The sequence below is a fragment of the Flavobacterium sp. IB48 genome (genome assembly GCF_016405855.1).
In the GTDB taxonomy this organism is placed as follows: Bacteria; Bacteroidota; Bacteroidia; order Flavobacteriales; family Flavobacteriaceae; genus Flavobacterium; species Flavobacterium ginsengisoli.
This window is the reverse complement of record NZ_JAEFCA010000009.1, coordinates 1-19,950: the sequence shown is the minus strand read 5'-3', so window position 1 is coordinate 19,950 and position 19,950 is coordinate 1. Positions and strand designations below refer to the sequence as shown.

Sequence of the window (19,950 nt, the reverse complement as noted above, 5' to 3'; positions counted from 1 at the left end):
AGAACTAAAAAACTTATTTTTTTACCACTGATTAAAAGAATTAAAATGATTTTACTAAGGCTGAAATTAATCTATTTAATCTTTGAAAGATGTGGCAAAATTTTACTTTGACATTTCTAAAATCAATTCGCCTCCATTGGTAATTTCCTGATGCGACAACGTAAAATCTTTTACCGCTTTATTGTTGTATCTGATGTCTTTTATGTACACATTTTCGGAACTATTATTATTGGCTTTGATCACAAATGTTTTTCCTGAATAATATTTCGAATTTAAATCAATCGAGATTTTATTGAAGATTGGGCTTCCTATTTGGTAAACAGCATCTTGGTCGGTTCCTCCATTCATTTGAAACAAACCTAATTTAAGTAAAACATTCAAACTTCCCATTAATCCTTGGTCTTCATCGCCGTTGTAACCTGTTGCTGGCGATAATCCGCTGAAGGTGCTTTTTACTACGTCTCTTGTCCAATATTGCGTTAAATCTGGTCTTCCTAAAATGGTGAAAATATTCGAAGTCTGCATGGATGGCTGATTTCCAAAATTGACTGGAATTCTACTAAACTCCGGATGCAATTCTGCGTCATGAGAAGTACCAGAAGTATAGTTTTGCTTTTTAGCCGTTTCAAATTGCTGATTTAATTTAGTTACAGCTTTTTCTTTTCCTCCCATTAAATCAGCTAAACCAAGAATGTCATGTGGCACAAACCAAGTCGACTGTGCTCCGTTTGATTCTATAAATCCGTTTTCATATTGATACGGATCGTAGTTTTCTCTCCATCTTCCATCTACATTTTTCGGACGCATCCATCCAGTTGATTGATCGAAAACATTCTGATAGTTTTTGGCTCTTTTCATGAAATACTTGTAATCGTCTTCGTGATTGAGTTTTTTTGCCAATTGCGCCAAAGTCCAATCTTGATAAGCGTATTCTAAAGTCTGGCTAGCTCCATCTTCATGGCTTCCAAAATTACCGTCTGGCAGCGGATACGGCACATATCCTTTTTCTAAATAATATTTTAATCCTCCGCCAATACTGGTATTGTGTTCATAACCTGCTTTTGCCATGATTCCGCCTTCCATGTGTCCTTTTTTTAGCGCCACATAAATAACTTCTAAATCATCTTTTACAATTCCTTTTTGAATGGCACTTACAATAAAAGGTGTTGCCGAAGCTCCTGTCATTACATAGGTGTCATTTCCGCCTGATGGTCCGCGCGGAATAGAACCTCCATCTTTGTAATACTGCATTAGAGAATATACAAATTCTTCCATGATCTCAGGATATACCAATCCCCAGAGATTATTAATTGTCCATTGAGCACCCCAAAAAGCATCAGAATTGTAGTGATTGAATTTTGGTTTTCCGTCTGCTTTTAAAGGCAAATGTCCTATCCTGAATTTGTCCCCTGTATTATCAGGATAGGCTCCATTTACATCACTGATCATTTTTCTGCCTTGGAGAGCATGCCATAAATCAGTATAAAATCTTCTTTGATCTGTTTCTGTTCCTCCTTCTACTTTTATTCTTCCCAATAAATTACTCCATTCATTTCTAGAATCTTCAACAGTTTTATTAAAATCCCAGTGGGTTAATTCGGTATCGATGTTGTTATTGGCATTTTCAATTGAAGTATACGAAATACCAACTTTCATTAGTACTTGCGTTCCCTTTTTATTAAAATGAATTAAATAATTTCCTGTTGCGTTGTCTTTCTCTATAGAGGTTATTGGTTGTTCTGTTTTAACTTTAAAAAATACTGTCAAAGGTTTTGGACGCCTAAAATTGGTGCTTAAAACTAATGAACCTGAAAGTTCAAAATCATTGTTTTTTTCTAATTTTCCATTGGTGTTTTCACAAGGACCTAAAACGGTATTCAGATTAAAAAGAATTGTTTTTTGTGCCTTTGCTGGAAATGTATATTTATGAAAACCAACTCTTGGCGTGCTCGTTATTTCTGCTTTTATCTGATATCTATCTAGTTTTAACGAATGATAACCTGGTGTAATAATTTCTGTTTTATGACTGAATTTGGAATAAAAATCTTTAAAAACAGTTTGTTTGTTTGCGCTTGAGATTGTTACTGGCATTACTGATACGCCAGACATTTGCCACTCGTGAACATGACTAAAACCTTTAACTGTATCTGTAGTATATTTATATCCGCCTCCCCAATCGCCATTGATTTCTGTATCGGGATTTAAGTTAACCATACCAAACGGACGACTTGCAGAAGAAAAGTAAAACCATCTTGAATTTTCGGTGTCCAACAACGGATAAACCATATCTGAGATTTGTTTCTTTTTTAAAGAAACAGCTTTTTGGGCGTTGCATGACACTAAAAAAATAAGACTTAAACTTATTCCTAGGAGTCCAATTTTATAGATTTTGTTTAGTTCCATTTATTTTCTGTATTGAATGGGGCGATATTGGTTTAGAACGATTTTATGTTTTTGATTTATCACAAAATCGAAAATATTAAGCATAAGGATGGCTGTGAGAATTATAGAATTATTCTCAAAAAAAAAGTAGAATGTTACAAAGCTTAATCTGTATAGAATTGTCCGAAATACTTTTGATTAAACTTTGTTTCCATTCAAAAAATAAACTGAACTGATTTTTACGAGCAACTGAAAAAAATCGGTTTTTTTTTAGAAAAAAGGAGAAGGCTTTTTACGCTCTTCTCCTTTTCAAAATTAAAATTGAATTACAAATGCGTACTTAACTAAATTTTTATTCTTAATAACCATCATTCTGAGTAAGGGCTGGGTTTAAAACCATTGCATTTGTCGGGATTGGGAATACACGACGGTATGTGTCTGTATTAGTTTTATATCCCCAAGATCCTTCATATTTTCCAAAACGAATCATATCGTTTCTATGCCAAGCTTCCCAAGCAAATTCACGGCTTCTTTCTTTGTAAAGATCTTCTAAAGTTACTCCGCTTAAAGCAGCAGATGTTGTACGATTAGAACGAACCATGTTTACTAATGCATCAACACTTTGACCTAAAGTCACAGATCCGCCACGTAAAATTGCTTCTGCTTTCATTAAAAGAATATCAGAGTAACGCAAGAAAGGAACATCATTGTTTTGATTACGGTTTGTTGAAGATGCGTCAGGATAAAACTTAACGTTTCTGTATCCCATATTCCAAGCGATTTCATCATTACCACAATCGAATAATGTTACGCTCTGACGAAGTTCAATATCTGGAGTTAAGTTTACTTGATAAGTATATGCCGCTCCACCATCAGATCCTGTGTAGAATTGATCGTAACCTTTTTTAGTTGTGGTAACCATTACTGGAGTTACACCATCATTCATAAATTGAAGTCCCGTAAGCCATTGTTTGTTACGAATATCATTGGCATCATTAAAATAGGCATAAAATTCTGGCAGTGTACTTCTAGGCGCACTTGGCGTGTAAGAAAGTCCGAACTTAGCTCTTTCTGAACGTGGGACATCATAACGTGCGTGATACATTTGCCCGTTGAAACCCACTGTAACAGCTGCTGGATCATAAGGAACCGCAAAGATGAATTCTTTCATTGCTGGTCCGTTAGTCGGGTAAAACATTTGAAGGTAAGTGGCTCTAGGTTCTACAACATATAAATTAGAATTGATTACTTCATCGCAAGCTGCGATACATTCGTTATAACGTGCCGTTCCTGTGTATACTTCGGCGTTCAAATACAATTTAGCCAACATTGCATTAGCGGTTTGTTTATTTGGTCTACCGTAAGTCGTAACTCCTGAAGCAGGGTTCAAATTAGGAACTGAACTTTTTAGTTCTTTCTCAATGTACTCAAAAACTTGTTTTCTTGGAGTTTTAGCATGAGAAGTAAAGTCTCCATATAAAGTATCTAATGGCACGTCTCCATAACTATCCATTAACATGAAATAAGAAATAGCGCGCATTGTTCTTAGTTCTGAAATCAAAGTTTTTTTATCAGTTCCTTCAGGCATTGTCTGTCTTAAGATCGAAATAGCCTGATTGCTTGTTCCAATTACTTTAGATGACCAATCCCAAAGGCTTCCTATGATACCATTGTCTGGGTTCCAGTCATGGTAATGCATTGAAATATAGTTTCTATTATCAAACCAGTTACCTCCTCTTGCTGGTAAGATAGCTTCATCTGTAGATAATGACTGCGACCACCACCAAGCAAATGAAAACTCACCTCTAAATGCTGCATAGACTGGTCCTGTTGTCTGAATATATTGTGTTGAGTTTTGAGGAAATACCTCAGGTGTCAATTGAGTTGTGATAGGCACTTCTAGATCATCACAAGACCATACCAAACCAGCTAAAAGTACTGGAAGCCCTAAATATTTTAATATCTTTTTCATAATGTTTAGCTTTAATTTTTAGAAAATCACATTTACACCGAACATATATGTTCTGGTTTTTGGATAGAAGTTATTAGAATCTACACCTGGAGCTGTTCCTCCTTGTTCAACCTCTGGATCAATTCCTTTGTACTTAGTAATAACAAATACGTTATTTACAGTCTGATAAATACGGATACTGCTGATGTAATTTCCAACTTTTCCAAAATTATAACCTAAAGTCATGTTATCTAATCTTATATAACTGCCGTCTTCTATAAAACGATCTGAATATTTATAAGAGTTTAAGTCATTTGGCGACTCATTGCCGGCATCTACTAAAATGTTATTGGTCATTGCGGTACTTGGTCTAAATAAGTCTGCACGAGTTGCATTGAAAATTTTATTACCAAAAACTCCTCTAAAGAAAATACTTAAATCGAATTTTTTGTATTGGAAATTATTTGCCCATCCCATCAATAATTTTGGCTGTGCGCTTCCTGCATAATGATAATCTACTCCAATTTGAGGTGTAGTTGTTAGATCACCGTTTTTGTCATAATACTGAGAAACTCCGTCAGCATTTTTTCCAGCATATTTCAATGTAAAGAATTGTCCTAATGGTTTTCCTTCTTTAAAGATTTGTAAAGTACTTCCTGTTTGTCCTCCTCCGTCTGGTTGTACACGACGAATTGAATCTCCACCAACAAAGAATGGACTAGTTAATTTAACAATTTCATTTTTGTTATGCGCCAAATTCAAATTAGTATTCCAGCTAAAATCTGCTGTTTTAACAATAGTTGCGCCTAAACTAACTTCAATACCTTTGTTAGACATTGTTCCTCCGTTTGCTACAATTGTTCCTACTGGCACCAATACAGGATTAACATTGTAGTTAAAAATCATATCTGTTGTTTTCTTATCGTAAACATCAACAGAACCTGTTACTTTTCCTTTTAAGATAGAGAAATCAACACCAATATTTGCTGTTGCAGTTTTTTCCCATTTTAAATCAGGATTTGCTGCTTGGTTTGGTCCGTAAGCTCCAATCTGTTGTCCGTTGTAATAGAAAGTTCCTAAACTTCCAGAAATAAATTGAGCTGTGTAAGCATTAAATCCAGAAGAGTTTCCAGTTACTCCCCAGCTACCACGAAATTTCAAATCGCTAAAAAAGTTTTGGTTTTTCATAAAACTTTCTTTGTCAACTCTCCATGCACCTCCTACAGAAGGAAAGTATCCCCATTGGTTGTTTGCACCAAACATAGATCCACCATCTCTTCTAAGTGATCCTTGTAAAAGATATTTATCTTTATAATTATAATTTAAACGTCCGAAGTAAGCAATTAAACGTGTTTTTTGATATGCTTTGCTATCTCCAAAATTCACCACATAACCATTAACAGAAGTATAGTTACTTAAAGCTAAGTTGTTATACCCAACATTGTCAACTGGGAAATTTGTTGTCGTAGCCTGAAAACCATCTCCTAAAGTGTTTTCTTGCCAAGAGTAACCTAAAACAGCTTTTATTTTATGATCTCCAATTGATTTATCCCAAGTAAAGAAACTCTCAATAATGTTGTTTGTGTTCTCGTAAGCATTTCTCAATGCAGAACCATTTACTCCAAAGTTAACCAATGTTTTTGTCAAAGGCGGATCTGGGTTGTTGTAAAAGTTGGCACTGTTATATTGTGAATAATAGCTGTCATAAAATTCTCCGTGAGATGTATTTAGTCTTTGGTGTGCCAAATTCAAGTTATACGTTAATCCGAAAGGCAATTTTACTTCTGCGGTAAGATTACCTACAAGATTATTTGTCTTAGTTTCGTCTGTACCATGCTCAATTAAAGCTACTGGGTTAAAGTATCCAGGACTTACAAAGTTTTCAAAAAAACTACCATCATCATTTCTTACTGGAGAAACAGGAAGATAACTTGCTGCTTGTAAAAGAACTGTATTACGCTGCGGTACATTTTGATATTTTGTTCTAGAATTAGTAACATTTAAACCAAACTTTACTTTATCATTAAAAGCATATTGTTCAACAGATAAACGAGCAATGATACGAGAAAAGTCACTTTTTAGCATAACTCCTTCTTTATTAAGAGAAGTAATACTTGCGGTATAACTTCCGTGATCTCCGCCGCCACTCATAGATAAGTTATGACTGCTTGACGCTGCACGCCCTGATCTTAGAATTTCTTTTTGCCAATTTGTGTTAGCACCTTTGTCATTTTCTGGAGTAAAATTCAAATTGTTTTTAGTTGTAAAAGCTCTAAGTTGATCTGCATTCATCATATCCAAATTATTAGAAACTTCTTCAAAACCAAAATATCCATTGTAGGCAACTTGTGTTCTTCCTTTACTTCCTTTTTTTGTTGTTACCATGATAACTCCATTTGCTGCACGGTTACCATAAATTGCTGTTGCAGCCGCATCTTTTAATACGTCGATTGTTGCAATATCATCTGGTGATATAACCGAAATATCAACTCCTGGAATACCATCAATTACATAAAAAGGTCCTTGCGAACTGTTTAATGTTGAAGCTCCACGTAAAACTACCGAAGCTGTTTTTGTTGGGTCACCGCTTGAAGAAATATTCAAACCAGAGACTTTACCTTGCAAAAGTTGTCCAACGTCGCTAATTGCACCTCTGTTTAAATCTTCAGCTTTAACAGAAGAAACCGAAGTCGTTAAGTTTTTACGAGATCCTTTACCATATCCCACAACTACAACTTGTTCTAAGTTTGTAGTAGTAGATTGTAATTTAATCGAATAATTAGTTTTTGTTCCGTCTAATTTTACAGTCTGATCATCAAATCCTATGAAGGAAATTATTAACGTCGCATTTTTGTTTGACGCTAAAAATTTAAATTTTCCATCAAAATCTGTCGTTACAGTATTAGTCGTCCCTTTTTCAAGGATATTAGCGGCTGGCAGAGGAATACCTTTGTCATCTAATACAACACCAGACACTTCTGTTTTTTGTGCCCAAGTATTAATTGAGAAGCCAAAGAAAAAGGCTAATAATAAAAGTTTAAGTTTTTCCATTGTATATTGGTTAATTGGTTAAATAGTATTGACGAAATTAGTGCCAAAGAAATGTTAACAAATGGACAAGTTATTCATAAACATGGATAATTTCTTTAAAATCAATAATGACAAGGCTTCGCAAAGTATTTTTTCTAAAATTATATAGTTAAAAACTTATTAATTAATCGATTTCGTAAAATTTTCTATTCATCTTTTTAGTATGGTTTAAGGTTATGTTATAAATATTAAGTTAAATTTTGTCTATATACGTAGCAATTATAATCTTGGTAACTTTTTATTTGCTTTTTGTCCAATTAATTTCCCAATTTTTAATTGATTCCCTTTCTTTATTTTCATCAAAAGGAGTATTTGTAGCAACAGATTTTTTTAAAGCTTCTAAAAACATTTTCCATCTTGGCCAATAAAATCCTTTGTACATTCCTTTCCAAGATCTAGAAGCGTAATCGTTTAAGTGTCCTTCTCCGCCCCAAAGCGTAATTAATGTTTTGGCATTTTTTACATATAATGAAGAAACCTCTGGTGAACTTCCATAATCTGAAGCCGATTTTACCCATTGATCCAAACTGTTTAATGGCTGACCTGACATTACAGCATCGATATTCAAAACTTGTTTTTCTATCTTTTTAAATAATCGATCGCCTTGCTCAATGTCTTTCTGTTGATATGCTTTTACGCATTCTATTAAATCTTCATCAATACATAATGAATAATAATGTCTTGTAACATCTATTAAATCATATTGAATAAAATTCTTTTTATCGTATTTCTTCGCTTCTTTGGTTAAAATATCCAAAGCCTCTTTTAGTTTTTTCTTATCTCCAGGGTTTCCTTTAAATTCTGTAATGGTTACTGTTGGACGTTTAAATAACAAATACGCTCCAGCCCTATCATTCCACCAACGTGTTTCCCAATATTTGACATTATAGACAGATTCTAATAATAATTCCCACGCTAGAAAAACAGGTTTAGAAGTCGTTTGCCCGTATCTTGCGTTTAAGTATTTAGTTAGCCAATCATTTACAGGTTGCTCTCCTTTAGTCCACGGAAGATCATAAATGTATTCGTATACAATCGAATTATTATTTAAACCTTCAGGCATTGCTCCATAACCTGCAATATTTCCTCTATGCGGATTTTTAAGCAGACTTGTCAATTCATTTTTGTAAAAATTTAAATCGCCATAAACAGGATTCGATCCACCATAATTATGTACATAACCGTAAGTCCACTGTTTACCGTAAAAAGCTTCTTGATTATCCCATACTTTATATCTGTCATTGGCATAATCCTGAACCATTACTTTATCGTTTGGAACTTTACTTAAAAATGCGCTTGTAGCTTCTTTGGTCCAGAATTCTTTATTGTCTCCAAAAAGCCATCCTTGCATAACCCAAGTTGCACCAGGAGCTGCTTCATTTATAGTCTCATAAACGGCACTTCCATAATTAGAAAGTTCTTCATATTTATTATGTTCAGAAACTGGCGGTTCAATTTCATTAAATGAATCTGCCAAATAGAAATCTGACTTTCCGTACATTTTGGTATAAATTTCTATAAAACGTTTTCCGATTTTTTTAAATAAAGGATCTTTAGAATCTAAAAGAAAAGTGCTCGCAAAACCACCGCCAGACCACGATTTTAATTCTGTAATTTTAGCTTCAGGATGTTTTTCGGCGAAAGCCTTAGGAACATATCCGCTAAAAGCAGGAACAACAGGATGCATGTCTAAAGTTCTCATTCTCTCCAATATTTTCTTTTGAAGTTCTTCTTTTTTAACAAACCATTCTTGTGGCAAAGGACCTTCTAGACTATTAATATTTCCCATTCTTTGCCAAGGTAAAAAAGCTGGCCCAGCAAAATGTGCCTCTAATTGATTGTTTGTCAAACCATATTCTTTCCATAATTCCTGCCACACCGCTTCCTGACCTTCCATTGCAGTTGGAAGATTAATGCCATGCATAGCCATCCAGTCTATTTCTTGTTCCCAACGTTTCCAGTCCCACCACGGAGTTGTATAGCCAAAAGTGCAAGCGTTTAAATATTCTCTATACTCAAATGGCGTACTTCCTTTTTTGGAATATTTTGGCCAATCTTTAGGTAAATTGACTCTGTTTCCTTCCCAACTAATTAAAACTGCACCGATATCTCTAAGAAAATTATACGCTGCGTAGCAAAGTGCTGTATTATTTGAAGCTTTAATTTTTACAAGATTGCTGGTTGCTTCCACTTCAAACCAATCTTTATCTTGATTTTTATTTTCACTTATACTCAGTTCAAACTCATTGACACGACTACCAATTAATCGCTCTATTACAGCAGAAGCGCTTTTTGTTTTTTCGTCGTTTTTGGAATATCCGTTTAAAGCACAAAAAAATAACAGTACAAATAATGGTACAGCATTTTTAATTTTAAGATTCACTCTTTTCATATAATCATGTATTTAATAAATTTCTTTCTCTAAAAATTGAATAAAAAAAGGGAGATTAAATCTCTCATTAATCTCCCTAACTAATAAAAACTAACAAATATTTACTAATCAATCACCTTCAATTTATTATCTTTTTTTTGTGTTTTCTTTTTGAAAACTACTGCGATTCAATTGGGTTTTGGATCGAAAATAAAATTACTTGCATTGTTATTCTTCAAGATGGACGAATCAATCAAAAGAATAGACATATTTTTCATATCTCTGTAATTAGTCCATTTTTACGAATTCTTTCTGCCATTTAAAGCGTTGCAAATGTCATTGGTCTAAATTTCAATAGAATAATAAAAAAAAGTCGTTTATTTATAATGCTGTACAGATCTAACTATTCTCATTCTATTTAAAACTAAAAAAACATATGCAGTCTCGTAGAAAATTTATAAAAAATGCCAGTATTTTTTCAGCAGGATTATTGGCTGTTCAAGCTGATGTTTTTGGACTAAATTCTAATCTTTTTGAATTTCCTTTAAAAGATTTTATAACCAAAAGGCCTCCGCTTGCAGAAAGAAAATTTACTAGTAAAGCTATTGAAGCTGCAATTGTAAAAATTAAAAAACAAATTGCAAATCCACAGTTGGCTTGGCTTTTTGAAAACTGTTTTCCAAATACGCTAGACACAACTGTCGAATTTGAAATTATAGATGGCAAACCCGATACTTATGTCATTACAGGCGATATTGATGCAATGTGGCTTCGTGATAGTACTGCTCAAATCTGGCCTTATATTCCGTTTGTAAAAGAAGATGCTAAACTTGCCGAATTGGTAAAAGGCGTTATAAATCGTCAGACAAAATGCATTCTCCTTGATCCGTATGCAAATGCTTTTTATAAAGATTTCAATAAAGAAAGTGAATGGAAAAATGATATTACCGATATGAAACCGGGAATTCATGAACGAAAATGGGAAATAGACAGCTTATGCTATCCTGTTAGATTGGCTCATGGCTATTGGAAAGAAACTGGAGATATTAGCATGTTTGACAAACAATGGAAAGATGCCATGAAATTGATTCTGAAAACATTTAAAGAACAGCAGAGAATGGACGGAAAAGGCGGACCATACAGTTTTATGCGACAAACAGCTTGGGCAACAGATGGAGTTCCTTTAAGCGGTTATGGTTATCCTGTAAAACCATGCGGGCTGATTGTTTCGACTTTTAGACCAAGCGACGATTCTACTTTGTTTGGATATCTAATTCCGAGCAATATGTTTGCAATCGAAATTCTAGGTTATCTTGTAGAAATGTTTTCAAGTCCCGCTTTAAAAGATAATGATTTAGCAGCTGAAGCTAAAGAACTTCAAGCGCAAGTTCAGAAAGGTTTAAATGAATATGGAATTATAGATCATCCTAAATTTGGAAAAATCATAGCTTTTGAAGTAAACGGATATGGAAGTTTTCATATGATGGATGATGCTAATGTTCCTTCTCTTTTATCATTGCCTTATCTCGGCGCAGTTTCTCCCGATGATCCTTTGTATCTAAATACTCGTAAAGTAGTACTTTCAGAAAATAATCCGTTTTTTTATAAAGGAACAGCCGGAGAAGGAATTGGAGGCCCTCACACTGGTGTTGATACGATCTGGCCCATGAGTATTGTTTTAAGAGCCATTACAAGCATTGATGAAAAAGAAATTAAAAGTTGTATAAGCACTTTAATTAAAACCAATGCCAATACAGGATTTATGCATGAATCTTTTCATAAAGATGACGTAACCAAATTTACACGTAAATGGTTTGCATGGGCAAATACTTTGTTTGGAGAAATGATTGTACATACGAGCCTTCAATATCCTCAAATTTTAAAAGACAAAAACTTATAATGAAAAGAGCTTCAATTTATGAAGCTCTTTTATTTAGAATATTGTTTCATCCGCATTAGGATCAAAACTTCCTTCATCTGGATATTTAATGCTGTCCTTTAGTTCTTCTACTCGTTTTGGATCAAACTTAGGTAATTGCAATTCATTATTTTCTTTCCATTTTTTAACTATTTTAGAAACTTCTGCTGCTTTTTCATTAGAAACAGGCGTATCTCTAGTCATATAAAGCGTTTGCGAAGGATAAGCCAGAGAGGTGCCACTTTTTTCTATAATGTCCAACATTCGCAATAAAAGATCTTCTTGCACTTCTTGCGATGTCTCTACATTTATGGCTTCAATATAAGCTGTAATCTCAACCTTTAAAGAATCTGCTGTAATACCAGTAAAACGAACTATTGGATTTGTATTTAAAACAGAAGGATGTGCATAAAGCAATGACCTTAATTCTACAAGCAGATAACGCATTTGGTCTGGCGTAGTTTCCATTCTAAATCCAAAAATTGGATTAAATATAAATCGATCGCGATGTGCATAATTTTCGATTTTACTAGCTGACAACTGACCGTTCGGAATTGTTACAATACTACGAGCAGGGGTTCTAAGTGTTGTAGAACGCATCCCGATAGATTCTACAGTTCCTTTTATGTCATCGACTCTACAATAATCGCCTACACGAAGTGGCTGATCAGCAATAAGACTGACACTCCCTACAAAGTTTTCTATAGTTTTTTGCGCTCCAAGCGCCAGTGCAATCCCTCCTATTCCTAGTGCTGCAAGTCCAGCTGTAACATCTACTCCAATAATTCCTAATATTGCAATAATTCCGATTACAACAATTGCAACTTTCATGGTACGACTTAAAAATAATACCGCAGATACCGCAGAAGCACGTCCGCGATTGTTCATTCTGCTTCTTGTAAACATGCTCACAAAATCGGTCAATCTCCAAAGCAGAATTAAAAAAGCTACAATTCCGATCGTAATTATTATAATGCTAAATCGCTGGCGAACTATTATAGAAATTCCCATTCGCTGTGTTAAAGTCACAAACAAAATCACCGTCAGATACATCTGAACTGGAAGTGTAAAAGCTTCTATTATAGCATTACCTTTCTCACTATCTGCTTTCTTCCATATTTTTTGCAATAAAAATATAAACACAAATATCAATAATCTGGAAAGCAGGTACGTAAGCACTGTCATTACAACCACTACTCCCCAATGTCCAATTGGTACATTTCCTAGTTTTCTTACTTTTAAAGCATTTGGCAATACCCTGTCTAAAAAAGTCTTTTCGCCACTAATATCAGCAGAAAGAATTGCTTCTATAGTTTCAGCAGAAAAAAGCCATAAGGCTGGCTCACTATCATCTGACTGATTTTCTAAATAAAGTTGAATGCTTATTTTATCGGTAGATATATTTCCAACCAAATCTACACCAGTTGCCAGATTATCATCTATACGTCCTAATTCTTTATTGCTAAGAATAGATGATGGCGAAAAATTACCTCCCTGATCCAACAGCTGTTGAAAGGTTTTGGCTATTCGTATTCTTTCAGACGTTTTACGATACGAACGTTTACTAAGCATAAAATACTGGCTTGCGCGCAGATAATTCTGATCGCCAATTGCTTTTATGAAACCGTTGACAGTTCCTTGAGGTGTTCTCCTTCCTAAAGAATCATCGGGAGTTTTTACAGGTTCTTCAGTAGTAGTTTTTGCTCCTCCTAAAAGCTGTGCTTCTAATTTACAAGGAGTTAATATTAATACTGAAATCAACAGTATAAAAGAGAATAAACGTTTAGTACCTAAAATCATATTTTTTTGCTTTAGTAACTTAGACTATTAAAAATAAGAAATATAGCAGAATTACAAGTTATTTGCATTGCCTTTTTTTAATTTTCTATGCAAAAGCCTTCATAAGATTTCATAAGAGCAATTCTGGAGCTTTTGACAAATTCAATTAATCCTATTTGATTTAGCTTTTTTGTTAAATCTAGTATTTCTTCATCTGTTCCTGTAGCCTCTAATATTGTATACTCTTTTTGAATTTCTGAAACTATAAGATTGTTCTCACGAAGTAAATTTTCCATTTTCGAATTAGTCATAAATACTTCTGTAAACATTTTAAACAATGCGGTTTGTTTTGAAACAATTTCATCATTTAATGAATAATAGCATTTAAATACCTCAATAATTTTCTCTATTTGAGCAACTAAATTTACCACTGTATTCAATGTTTCAGTTATTACAATTGTATGTCTGTATGCTTTATCAATCTCACAAATAGACATATTAAGGCTCAAAATGTCTATTTGCTTTCTTATAAACATTGAGCTTAATTTGTTCATTAATCTTAATTGATCCTCAGAATAAATGGTAAGGGTAAATTCGTTTTTCATTGTTTGATTTTTATATATGCTTTTTTTTGTTCGTAATCGAAATAAAAAAAGCCTTTCACATTTGGACTGAGAAAGGCTTTTTTGAATAGACAATAGAATCCTGACTCGTCATGTAATACGAATAATGATAATTGAAATAATAATGCTATTCTGAATTGAATTTTTCATAATTGCTTTAAACAAAAAAACCTCCCGTTGCAGGGAGGTTTTTCTAAATTGTATCTTTTACTTATTTATATAACATCCCTACATCATTATCTAATGATAATTGTGATAATAATAGCATTGATGTTAATTGTATTTTTCATTTGTTTGATTTGATGCACAAATATATCAATATTTTTTAATCTCTAAACAATAAATCCGTCACTGTTGGACGGATTTATTTATTTTGAATTTTAAGGTATTAAAACGGCTCTACCTTTTATTTTTCCTTGTCTCATTCTATCATAAACTTCATTTGCATCGTCTAGTTTATGCTTTTCAATTTCTATATGTATTTTCTTTTGTCTTGCCAAGCCTACAACTTCCATCAGTTCAGTTCGTGATCCCCAATACGGATTGGTCATACTAACTCCAAATGGCAAAACATTCATGCTATACTGGTAATGTCCTCCGCCAAGCCCCACAATAGTAAGATCTCCGTCAAGGCTTACTACTTTTGTTCCTAAATCTATTGTAGAAGTTGCGCCAACAAAATCAATAACAACTTTAGCTTTTTTGATTCCTGTAATTTTCTGAATCTGTTCTGCTGCATCAGCATCTTTAGAATTAACCGTAAAAGTTGCTCCCAATTCTTTAGCGAAAGCCAATTTATCTTCGGTAACATCACAAGCAATAATAGCTGCTCCGCTTATTTCTCTTAATATCTGCAAAGCAACGTGCCCTAGTCCGCCAACTCCAATTACTACCACAAATTCATCCGGCATTAATTTCGGAAGCGAACGTTTAATCGCAGAATAAGGTGTAAGTGCTGCATCTGTCAATGGAGCTGCAATAACTGGGTCTAAATCAAAAATAGGCACTAAAAGTCTCGAAGATGGCACCAGCATATATTCTGCCATACCGCCATCTAATCCTAAACCTCCACCGTAAGCTTGCTCAGATTGATGATCACAATAATTTTCTTTTGACTGTTGGCAAGGTTTACAATGACCACATCCCCAAGGGCCATATACTAAAACGGCGTCTCCCTTTTTATAACCTTCAACATTTTCGCCAATTTCTTCAACCCATCCAGCATTTTCGTGTCCTAGAGTAAAGACTGTTCCAACAACAGTTCCTTCGTCTATAATATGCAGGTCTGAGTGGCAAACTCCTGCCCCGCCAATTTTTAATAAAACTTCATCACCTTTAGGAACAGGTTTTTCAAGATCATTAACAACGCGGACATCTTTGTGTCCAAAAAAACGTACTGCTTTCATAAAATAAACTTTTGATTACTATTCTACTAATTTACAACTTGTATTTTCTATATAGTTTATTAAGCAAGTTAAGTTTATCCTAATTTATTGCTTTTAATGAGCATTTATAGGAGGTTTAGATAAAAGGGCGAAGTAAAAAATGATGAAAAACCAGTGTATAGATATAAAAAAAGAGAACCAAAGTTCTCTTTTAAATTTTATTTTATACTGTTTAAAATCAGCTAGATTATATCGGTTCAAAAGCTAACTGCTCCGTAATTTAATTTTAATAATAAACAGACAATAAGATTTTTGAATTTGAACTCTCTATATATTTTGAAAGTCTATTTAAAAATTCTTGACTAACCATTGGACAGCCGTGGCTATTGATTATATAGTATTCTTTTTCATCTGATGGAACCTCTTTGTAAGAGTGTAATACAATGGCACGTTTCATTGCATTATTATTGGTTTCGTCTAATCCAGCAAGTCTAAAAGCTTTACCAAATATACCTTTATATGGTTTCTCTACTGAATATCTTCCAAGTGAAGTGCAATTAGATTCTGGTGCATTACTAAACTGAAGAATATCTCCTTTAATTCCTGTCTCAGAACCTGAACCATGCGCTACAAGCCCTTGGTCAAGGATCTGGTTATTTTCTAGATCGTAAACAAAAAAGCGGTTTTTTCCTGATTTTATTTTCATATCAACAAGAAAAGCAATTTTGTTATTAAACTTGTGATTTCCAGATGTAAAAGCCTTAATTTCATTTACATGCTCTGTAAGTCTTGCAAATTCAACTTCGCTTAATATTTCATCATCATCCCATACATTCATTGTAGTAAAGGAACTCAAGGAAAAAAGCAGCGCCACTAAAAATATTCTCATATCAGGCAGACGGTTAAGTTAATAATTATAATTTGGGACAAATATAAATTTAATGTTGCAAAATTATACACAAAGTTTATACAATTCCCATATCATAAGTTAAAGATATTATAAATATCTGAAAACAACAACATTAAACGTTAAATTTTAACTAAATAACGTTAATCTGCTACATAATGATTTCAGATAGGTATATTTTTAAATACTCTTTCCAAGTTTGTGTCCCAGCATTATTTTCTGGGCATAGATTTACTCCGGTAGTGAACAATTTATGGCGAATATCTTCTGGTATTTCTAGTATTATATCTTTATCACTTTGAATTGTTTCTAAGTAAGATTTAGTCATTTCTTCAAAATGAAGTACTTCTGGACCTCCAAAATCTTTTATTAATCCTTTTGATTGCTCTAATGCAATGGACGCAAGTAATTCTGCAACTTCTTGTACTGCTACAGACTGAAACCTCAACCCTGATGGAATTGTTATAAAATCACTTTTTCCGCTTTGATCTAATGTTTTAATCATATTAAGCACAAAATCATGGAACTGTGTTGTTCTTAGGATCGTAAAGGGAATGCCACTATTAGCTACGATATTTTCTACTTGCAATTTTGCTTGGTAGTATGGATAATCGTTTTTATCTATTCCGACAATAGAAATGTATATGAAATGTTTAAGTGAATTTCTATCTGCTGCATTTAGCAAATTTTTAGTTCCTTCAATATCTGTCTGTAGAAAGTTTCTTGGATTACTCGCACAGTGAATGATTACCTCAACATCTTCTGTTGCTTCTTTTAAACCAATGTTTTCAAGTAAGTCTCCAGTAAAAAATTGTATATTATTTTGAGTTGTAATACTTGTTTTTGTTGTTAATACAACTGTTTTTATCTCTTTCTTTACTAGTGCATCAACAACATATTTCCCTAAGTTTCCATTTCCGCCTGTAACTAATACTTTCTTCATTAGGTTCCAATTTGACTACGATATTAGAAAAAAAACGATTAATCTCAAAATGAGCTTATTATTTATAAAAAAACTGGCTTCATTTATAGATGAAGCCAGTTAAATTTTGTTTAATGATATCTTATTGCATACTCAAATAAAGGTAGCCAGCCGAGCTCTGCTCTTTACTATCAGAATCAACATATTTTATGATGTAATAATAAGTTCCTGTTGGCAATCCTGCACTTTGTTTTACAACTGCTCTACCATTAGAATAACCATTAAACGCATTGGCTGTATTATCATATCCGTTTGTATGGAAAACTATTACTCCCCAACGATTATAAATCTCAACCGTATTTTGAGGATAGCATTCGATTCCATCGATTTTAAAAATATCATTTTTACTATCTCCATTTGGTGATAATGCATTATGTGGAATTACTTTGCAACCGTTTATATCGAGAACCGTTGGATCATCACCTGTTGGAGAAGAACCATCAGACAAATCTGAAACATCTTTTCCTGTTGGATCTACAGGAGTTGGAGGTCCCGTTGCTTCTGCTAAAGCTTGATTTACCACTTTCCCTTTAGCGATATCAGTTGTGGTAATGGTATAGTTCGCTCTGTAAAGCCATTTTTCGTGTAAATCCAAACTTCCGTTACCATCAAGATCTCCTGTACTATTTGCTACATTGGCAGGATCTAAAGAAGGAGTCGTTAATCCTGGCATTGGATCGTTTACTCTAACATTCGTCAATACTGTATTTCCGATATTAGTAACTGTAAATAAATAACTAATTACATCCCCAACTTTTGCATTATTAAGATCCCCGCTAAAAGAAGCTATTTCTTTTACAATCGCAATTTTTGGGTTATTTGGCAATGGTACCACAGTACAATCAGGACAAGTTGGGTCATAATATGGATCTCCAGGTGTAGACGGATTGGTCGGATCTTTAGAAGTATCATTAACCGTTGTACCATCAGGATCGTCTACTGTAGGTGGCGTATTCCCTTGACCAAGTGCGCTATTGTAAATTACACCATTTTGAATATCAATTTGTGTGATAGTGTATGTCACTTGGGCATTTCCAGTTTGTCCAGGATCAAGTGTGCTCGGCACCATTGCAAGGTTTACTACTCCAATATACGAATCGTTTATTTTTACATTCTCCAATCTAATATTTCCTGTATTTTTCACACTAAATGTATATGTAACTGTTTCTCCTGCTTCTGGAAAACCATCTCCATTTGTGTCATTGGCTGCCGTAAATGCACCATCTTTAAGTACCTCAATTGAAGGTATCGGTACAATTGGCGTTACAGTTACGCTATCTTGATCGTTCTCGCTAGGATCATTATTGTTGGGAGTTGAATTTGGATCAAAATTATTTGAAGTAATTATCTGAGCCACATTTTTATATTCATCTACAATCCCAACAGAAGCATTAATTTTAACAATGTAAGTAAGCTGAGCAGAAGCACCAGATGCTAAATTTAAAACTGGCCATGTAATTGTATTTCCTGCAAATAGACCTCCGTTGTTTGCACTGATGAAAGTATAGCCGGATGGAAGCAAATCATTTGCACTTACTCCTGTTGCGTCATCAGGCCCAAAGTTTGTTACTGTTATTGTAAAATCAATTTGATCTCCTACATAAGGAGAAAGATTACTCGCAGTTTTGGTCAAAGCAATATCAGAACATAAGATAACATTAATATCCACTTTAAGGGCATTTCCTATAGTATTTTCACAAACTGCATTATTCTGAACCGTAACATAATACGATGTATTTGCAGTTAAAGAAGGGGTAACAAAGACTGCACCCGTATAAAGTAATACGGATAAATTAGAATCTTGATACCAATTGAATATCGGATTATTAAGCGCACTTGAGGCAGTAATTGTTGATGTACCGCCAGTACAAACTGTTGCATTCGATATATCAACTGCAATATCTGAAGCCAGCCCTAAAGAATTTACCGTCACCGTTACCGCTTTTCTGGTGTTCGGAAGATTTTCGCAAACCCTGTCGCCGCTTACGCTAACATAATAAGTTGTAGTTACTGTTGGCGAAGGGCTGTATGAAGCTCCCGTGCTTAAGACTGTTGTAGTTGTCTGATCGGCGTACCATCTAAAAACTGGAGTAGCGACTGTTGCAGAGGAAGCCGTCAAAGAAGCTGAAGAGCCTGAACAGATCGTCGCATCTGAAGCTGTGATGTCCGAGGCCAATCCCAGAGAATTTACCGTTACCGTCACCGCTTTTCTCGTGTTCGGAAGGTTTTCGCAGACCCCGTCTCCGCTTACGCTAACGTAATAAGTTGTGGTAACTGTTGGCGAAGGGCTGTATGATGCTCCAGTGCTTAAGACTGTTGTAGTTGTCTGATCTGCATACCATTTAAAAACTGGAGTAGTGACGGTCGCAGACGAAGCCGTCAAAGAAGCTGAAGAGCCTGAACAGATCGTCGCGTCTGCAGCTGTTATGTCTGAGGCCTGCCCTAAAGAATTTACCGTTACCGTCACCGCTTTTCTTGTATTCGGAAGGTTTTCGCAAACCCCGTCTCCGCTTACGCTAACATAATAGGAAGTTGTAGCTGTTGGCGAAGGGCTGTATGAAG

11 protein-coding genes are annotated in these 19,950 nt (G+C 34.3%); 1 reads left to right on the top strand and 10 read right to left on the bottom strand.

Translation table 11 applies throughout. From position 1 onward, the window contains the following. Window positions 1-102: 102 nt before the first annotated feature. The 4 genes from JC605_RS20760 to JC605_RS20745 all read right to left on the bottom strand — a co-directional run bounded on the left by JC605_RS20760 (window position 103) and on the right by JC605_RS20745 (window position 9,815). Entirely contained in the window at window positions 103-2,403 is a 2,301-nt protein-coding gene (locus JC605_RS20760; RefSeq protein WP_198858011.1) for a GH92 family glycosyl hydrolase, read from the bottom strand. Window positions 2,404-2,740: 337 nt separating this feature from the next. Next, window positions 2,741-4,354, bottom strand: coding sequence for a RagB/SusD family nutrient uptake outer membrane protein (locus JC605_RS20755; protein ID WP_198858010.1), 1,614 nt, complete (start codon window positions 4,352-4,354; stop codon window positions 2,741-2,743). Between the two features lie 18 nt (window positions 4,355-4,372). Beyond that, window positions 4,373-7,384: a TonB-dependent receptor gene (locus JC605_RS20750; RefSeq protein WP_198858009.1), complete on the bottom strand. Its 3,012-nt coding sequence runs from the start codon at window positions 7,382-7,384 to the stop codon at window positions 4,373-4,375. Between the two features lie 277 nt (window positions 7,385-7,661). Then, entirely contained in the window at window positions 7,662-9,815 is a 2,154-nt protein-coding gene (locus JC605_RS20745) for an alpha-N-acetylglucosaminidase (protein ID WP_198858008.1), read from the bottom strand. Between the two features lie 415 nt (window positions 9,816-10,230). On the opposite strand from JC605_RS20745, the gene JC605_RS20740 reads away from it, so the two are divergent. Then, on the top strand, window positions 10,231-11,694 hold the full coding sequence (locus JC605_RS20740; RefSeq protein WP_198858007.1) for a glycoside hydrolase family 125 protein: 1,464 nt from the start codon (window positions 10,231-10,233) through the stop codon (window positions 11,692-11,694). 33 nt (window positions 11,695-11,727) lie between these two features. On the opposite strand, the gene JC605_RS20735 is transcribed toward JC605_RS20740, so the two are convergent. The 6 genes from JC605_RS20735 to JC605_RS20710 all read right to left on the bottom strand — a co-directional run. Beyond that, complete coding sequence (locus JC605_RS20735) at window positions 11,728-13,512, bottom strand: mechanosensitive ion channel family protein (protein WP_198858006.1); 1,785 nt, start codon at window positions 13,510-13,512, stop codon at window positions 11,728-11,730. A 77-nt stretch (window positions 13,513-13,589) separates the two neighbouring features. Next, on the bottom strand, window positions 13,590-14,096 hold the full coding sequence (locus tag JC605_RS20730) for an acetolactate synthase small subunit (protein WP_198858005.1): 507 nt from the start codon (window positions 14,094-14,096) through the stop codon (window positions 13,590-13,592). 398 nt (window positions 14,097-14,494) lie between these two features. Continuing rightward, the gene (locus tag JC605_RS20725; RefSeq protein ID WP_198858004.1) at window positions 14,495-15,520 is read right to left on the bottom strand and encodes an NAD(P)-dependent alcohol dehydrogenase; all 1,026 of its coding nucleotides are present in this window, start codon (window positions 15,518-15,520) and stop codon (window positions 14,495-14,497) included. Between the two features lie 265 nt (window positions 15,521-15,785). After that, window positions 15,786-16,388, bottom strand: a complete 603-nt coding sequence (locus JC605_RS20720; RefSeq protein WP_198858003.1) for a murein L,D-transpeptidase catalytic domain-containing protein — start codon at window positions 16,386-16,388, stop codon at window positions 15,786-15,788. Between the two features lie 169 nt (window positions 16,389-16,557). Continuing rightward, window positions 16,558-17,349 carry an SDR family oxidoreductase gene (locus JC605_RS20715; protein ID WP_198858002.1) on the bottom strand — a complete coding sequence of 264 codons (792 nt, stop codon included), beginning with the start codon at window positions 17,347-17,349 and terminating at the stop codon, window positions 16,558-16,560. Between the two features lie 121 nt (window positions 17,350-17,470). Next, window positions 17,471-19,950: gliding motility-associated C-terminal domain-containing protein (locus JC605_RS20710; protein WP_198858001.1), on the bottom strand; the 2,480-nt coding region annotated here is incomplete at its 5' end.

Coding starts and splice junctions, on each gene's coding strand:
- JC605_RS20760 (WP_198858011.1), bottom strand. CDS start 2,403: ATGGAACTAAACAAAATCTATAAAATTGGACTCCTAGGAATAAGTTTA.
- JC605_RS20755 (WP_198858010.1), bottom strand. CDS start 4,354: ATGAAAAAGATATTAAAATATTTAGGGCTTCCAGTACTTTTAGCTGGT.
- JC605_RS20745 (WP_198858008.1), bottom strand. CDS start 9,815: ATGAAAAGAGTGAATCTTAAAATTAAAAATGCTGTACCATTATTTGTA.
- JC605_RS20735 (WP_198858006.1), bottom strand. CDS start 13,512: ATGATTTTAGGTACTAAACGTTTATTCTCTTTTATACTGTTGATTTCA.
- JC605_RS20730 (WP_198858005.1), bottom strand. CDS start 14,096: ATGAAAAACGAATTTACCCTTACCATTTATTCTGAGGATCAATTAAGA.
- JC605_RS20720 (WP_198858003.1), bottom strand. CDS start 16,388: ATGAGAATATTTTTAGTGGCGCTGCTTTTTTCCTTGAGTTCCTTTACT.
- JC605_RS20725 (WP_198858004.1), bottom strand. CDS start 15,520: ATGAAAGCAGTACGTTTTTTTGGACACAAAGATGTCCGCGTTGTTAAT.
- JC605_RS20715 (WP_198858002.1), bottom strand. CDS start 17,349: ATGAAGAAAGTATTAGTTACAGGCGGAAATGGAAACTTAGGGAAATAT.
- JC605_RS20740 (WP_198858007.1), top strand. CDS start 10,231: ATGCAGTCTCGTAGAAAATTTATAAAAAATGCCAGTATTTTTTCAGCA.
- JC605_RS20750 (WP_198858009.1), bottom strand. CDS start 7,384: ATGGAAAAACTTAAACTTTTATTATTAGCCTTTTTCTTTGGCTTCTCA.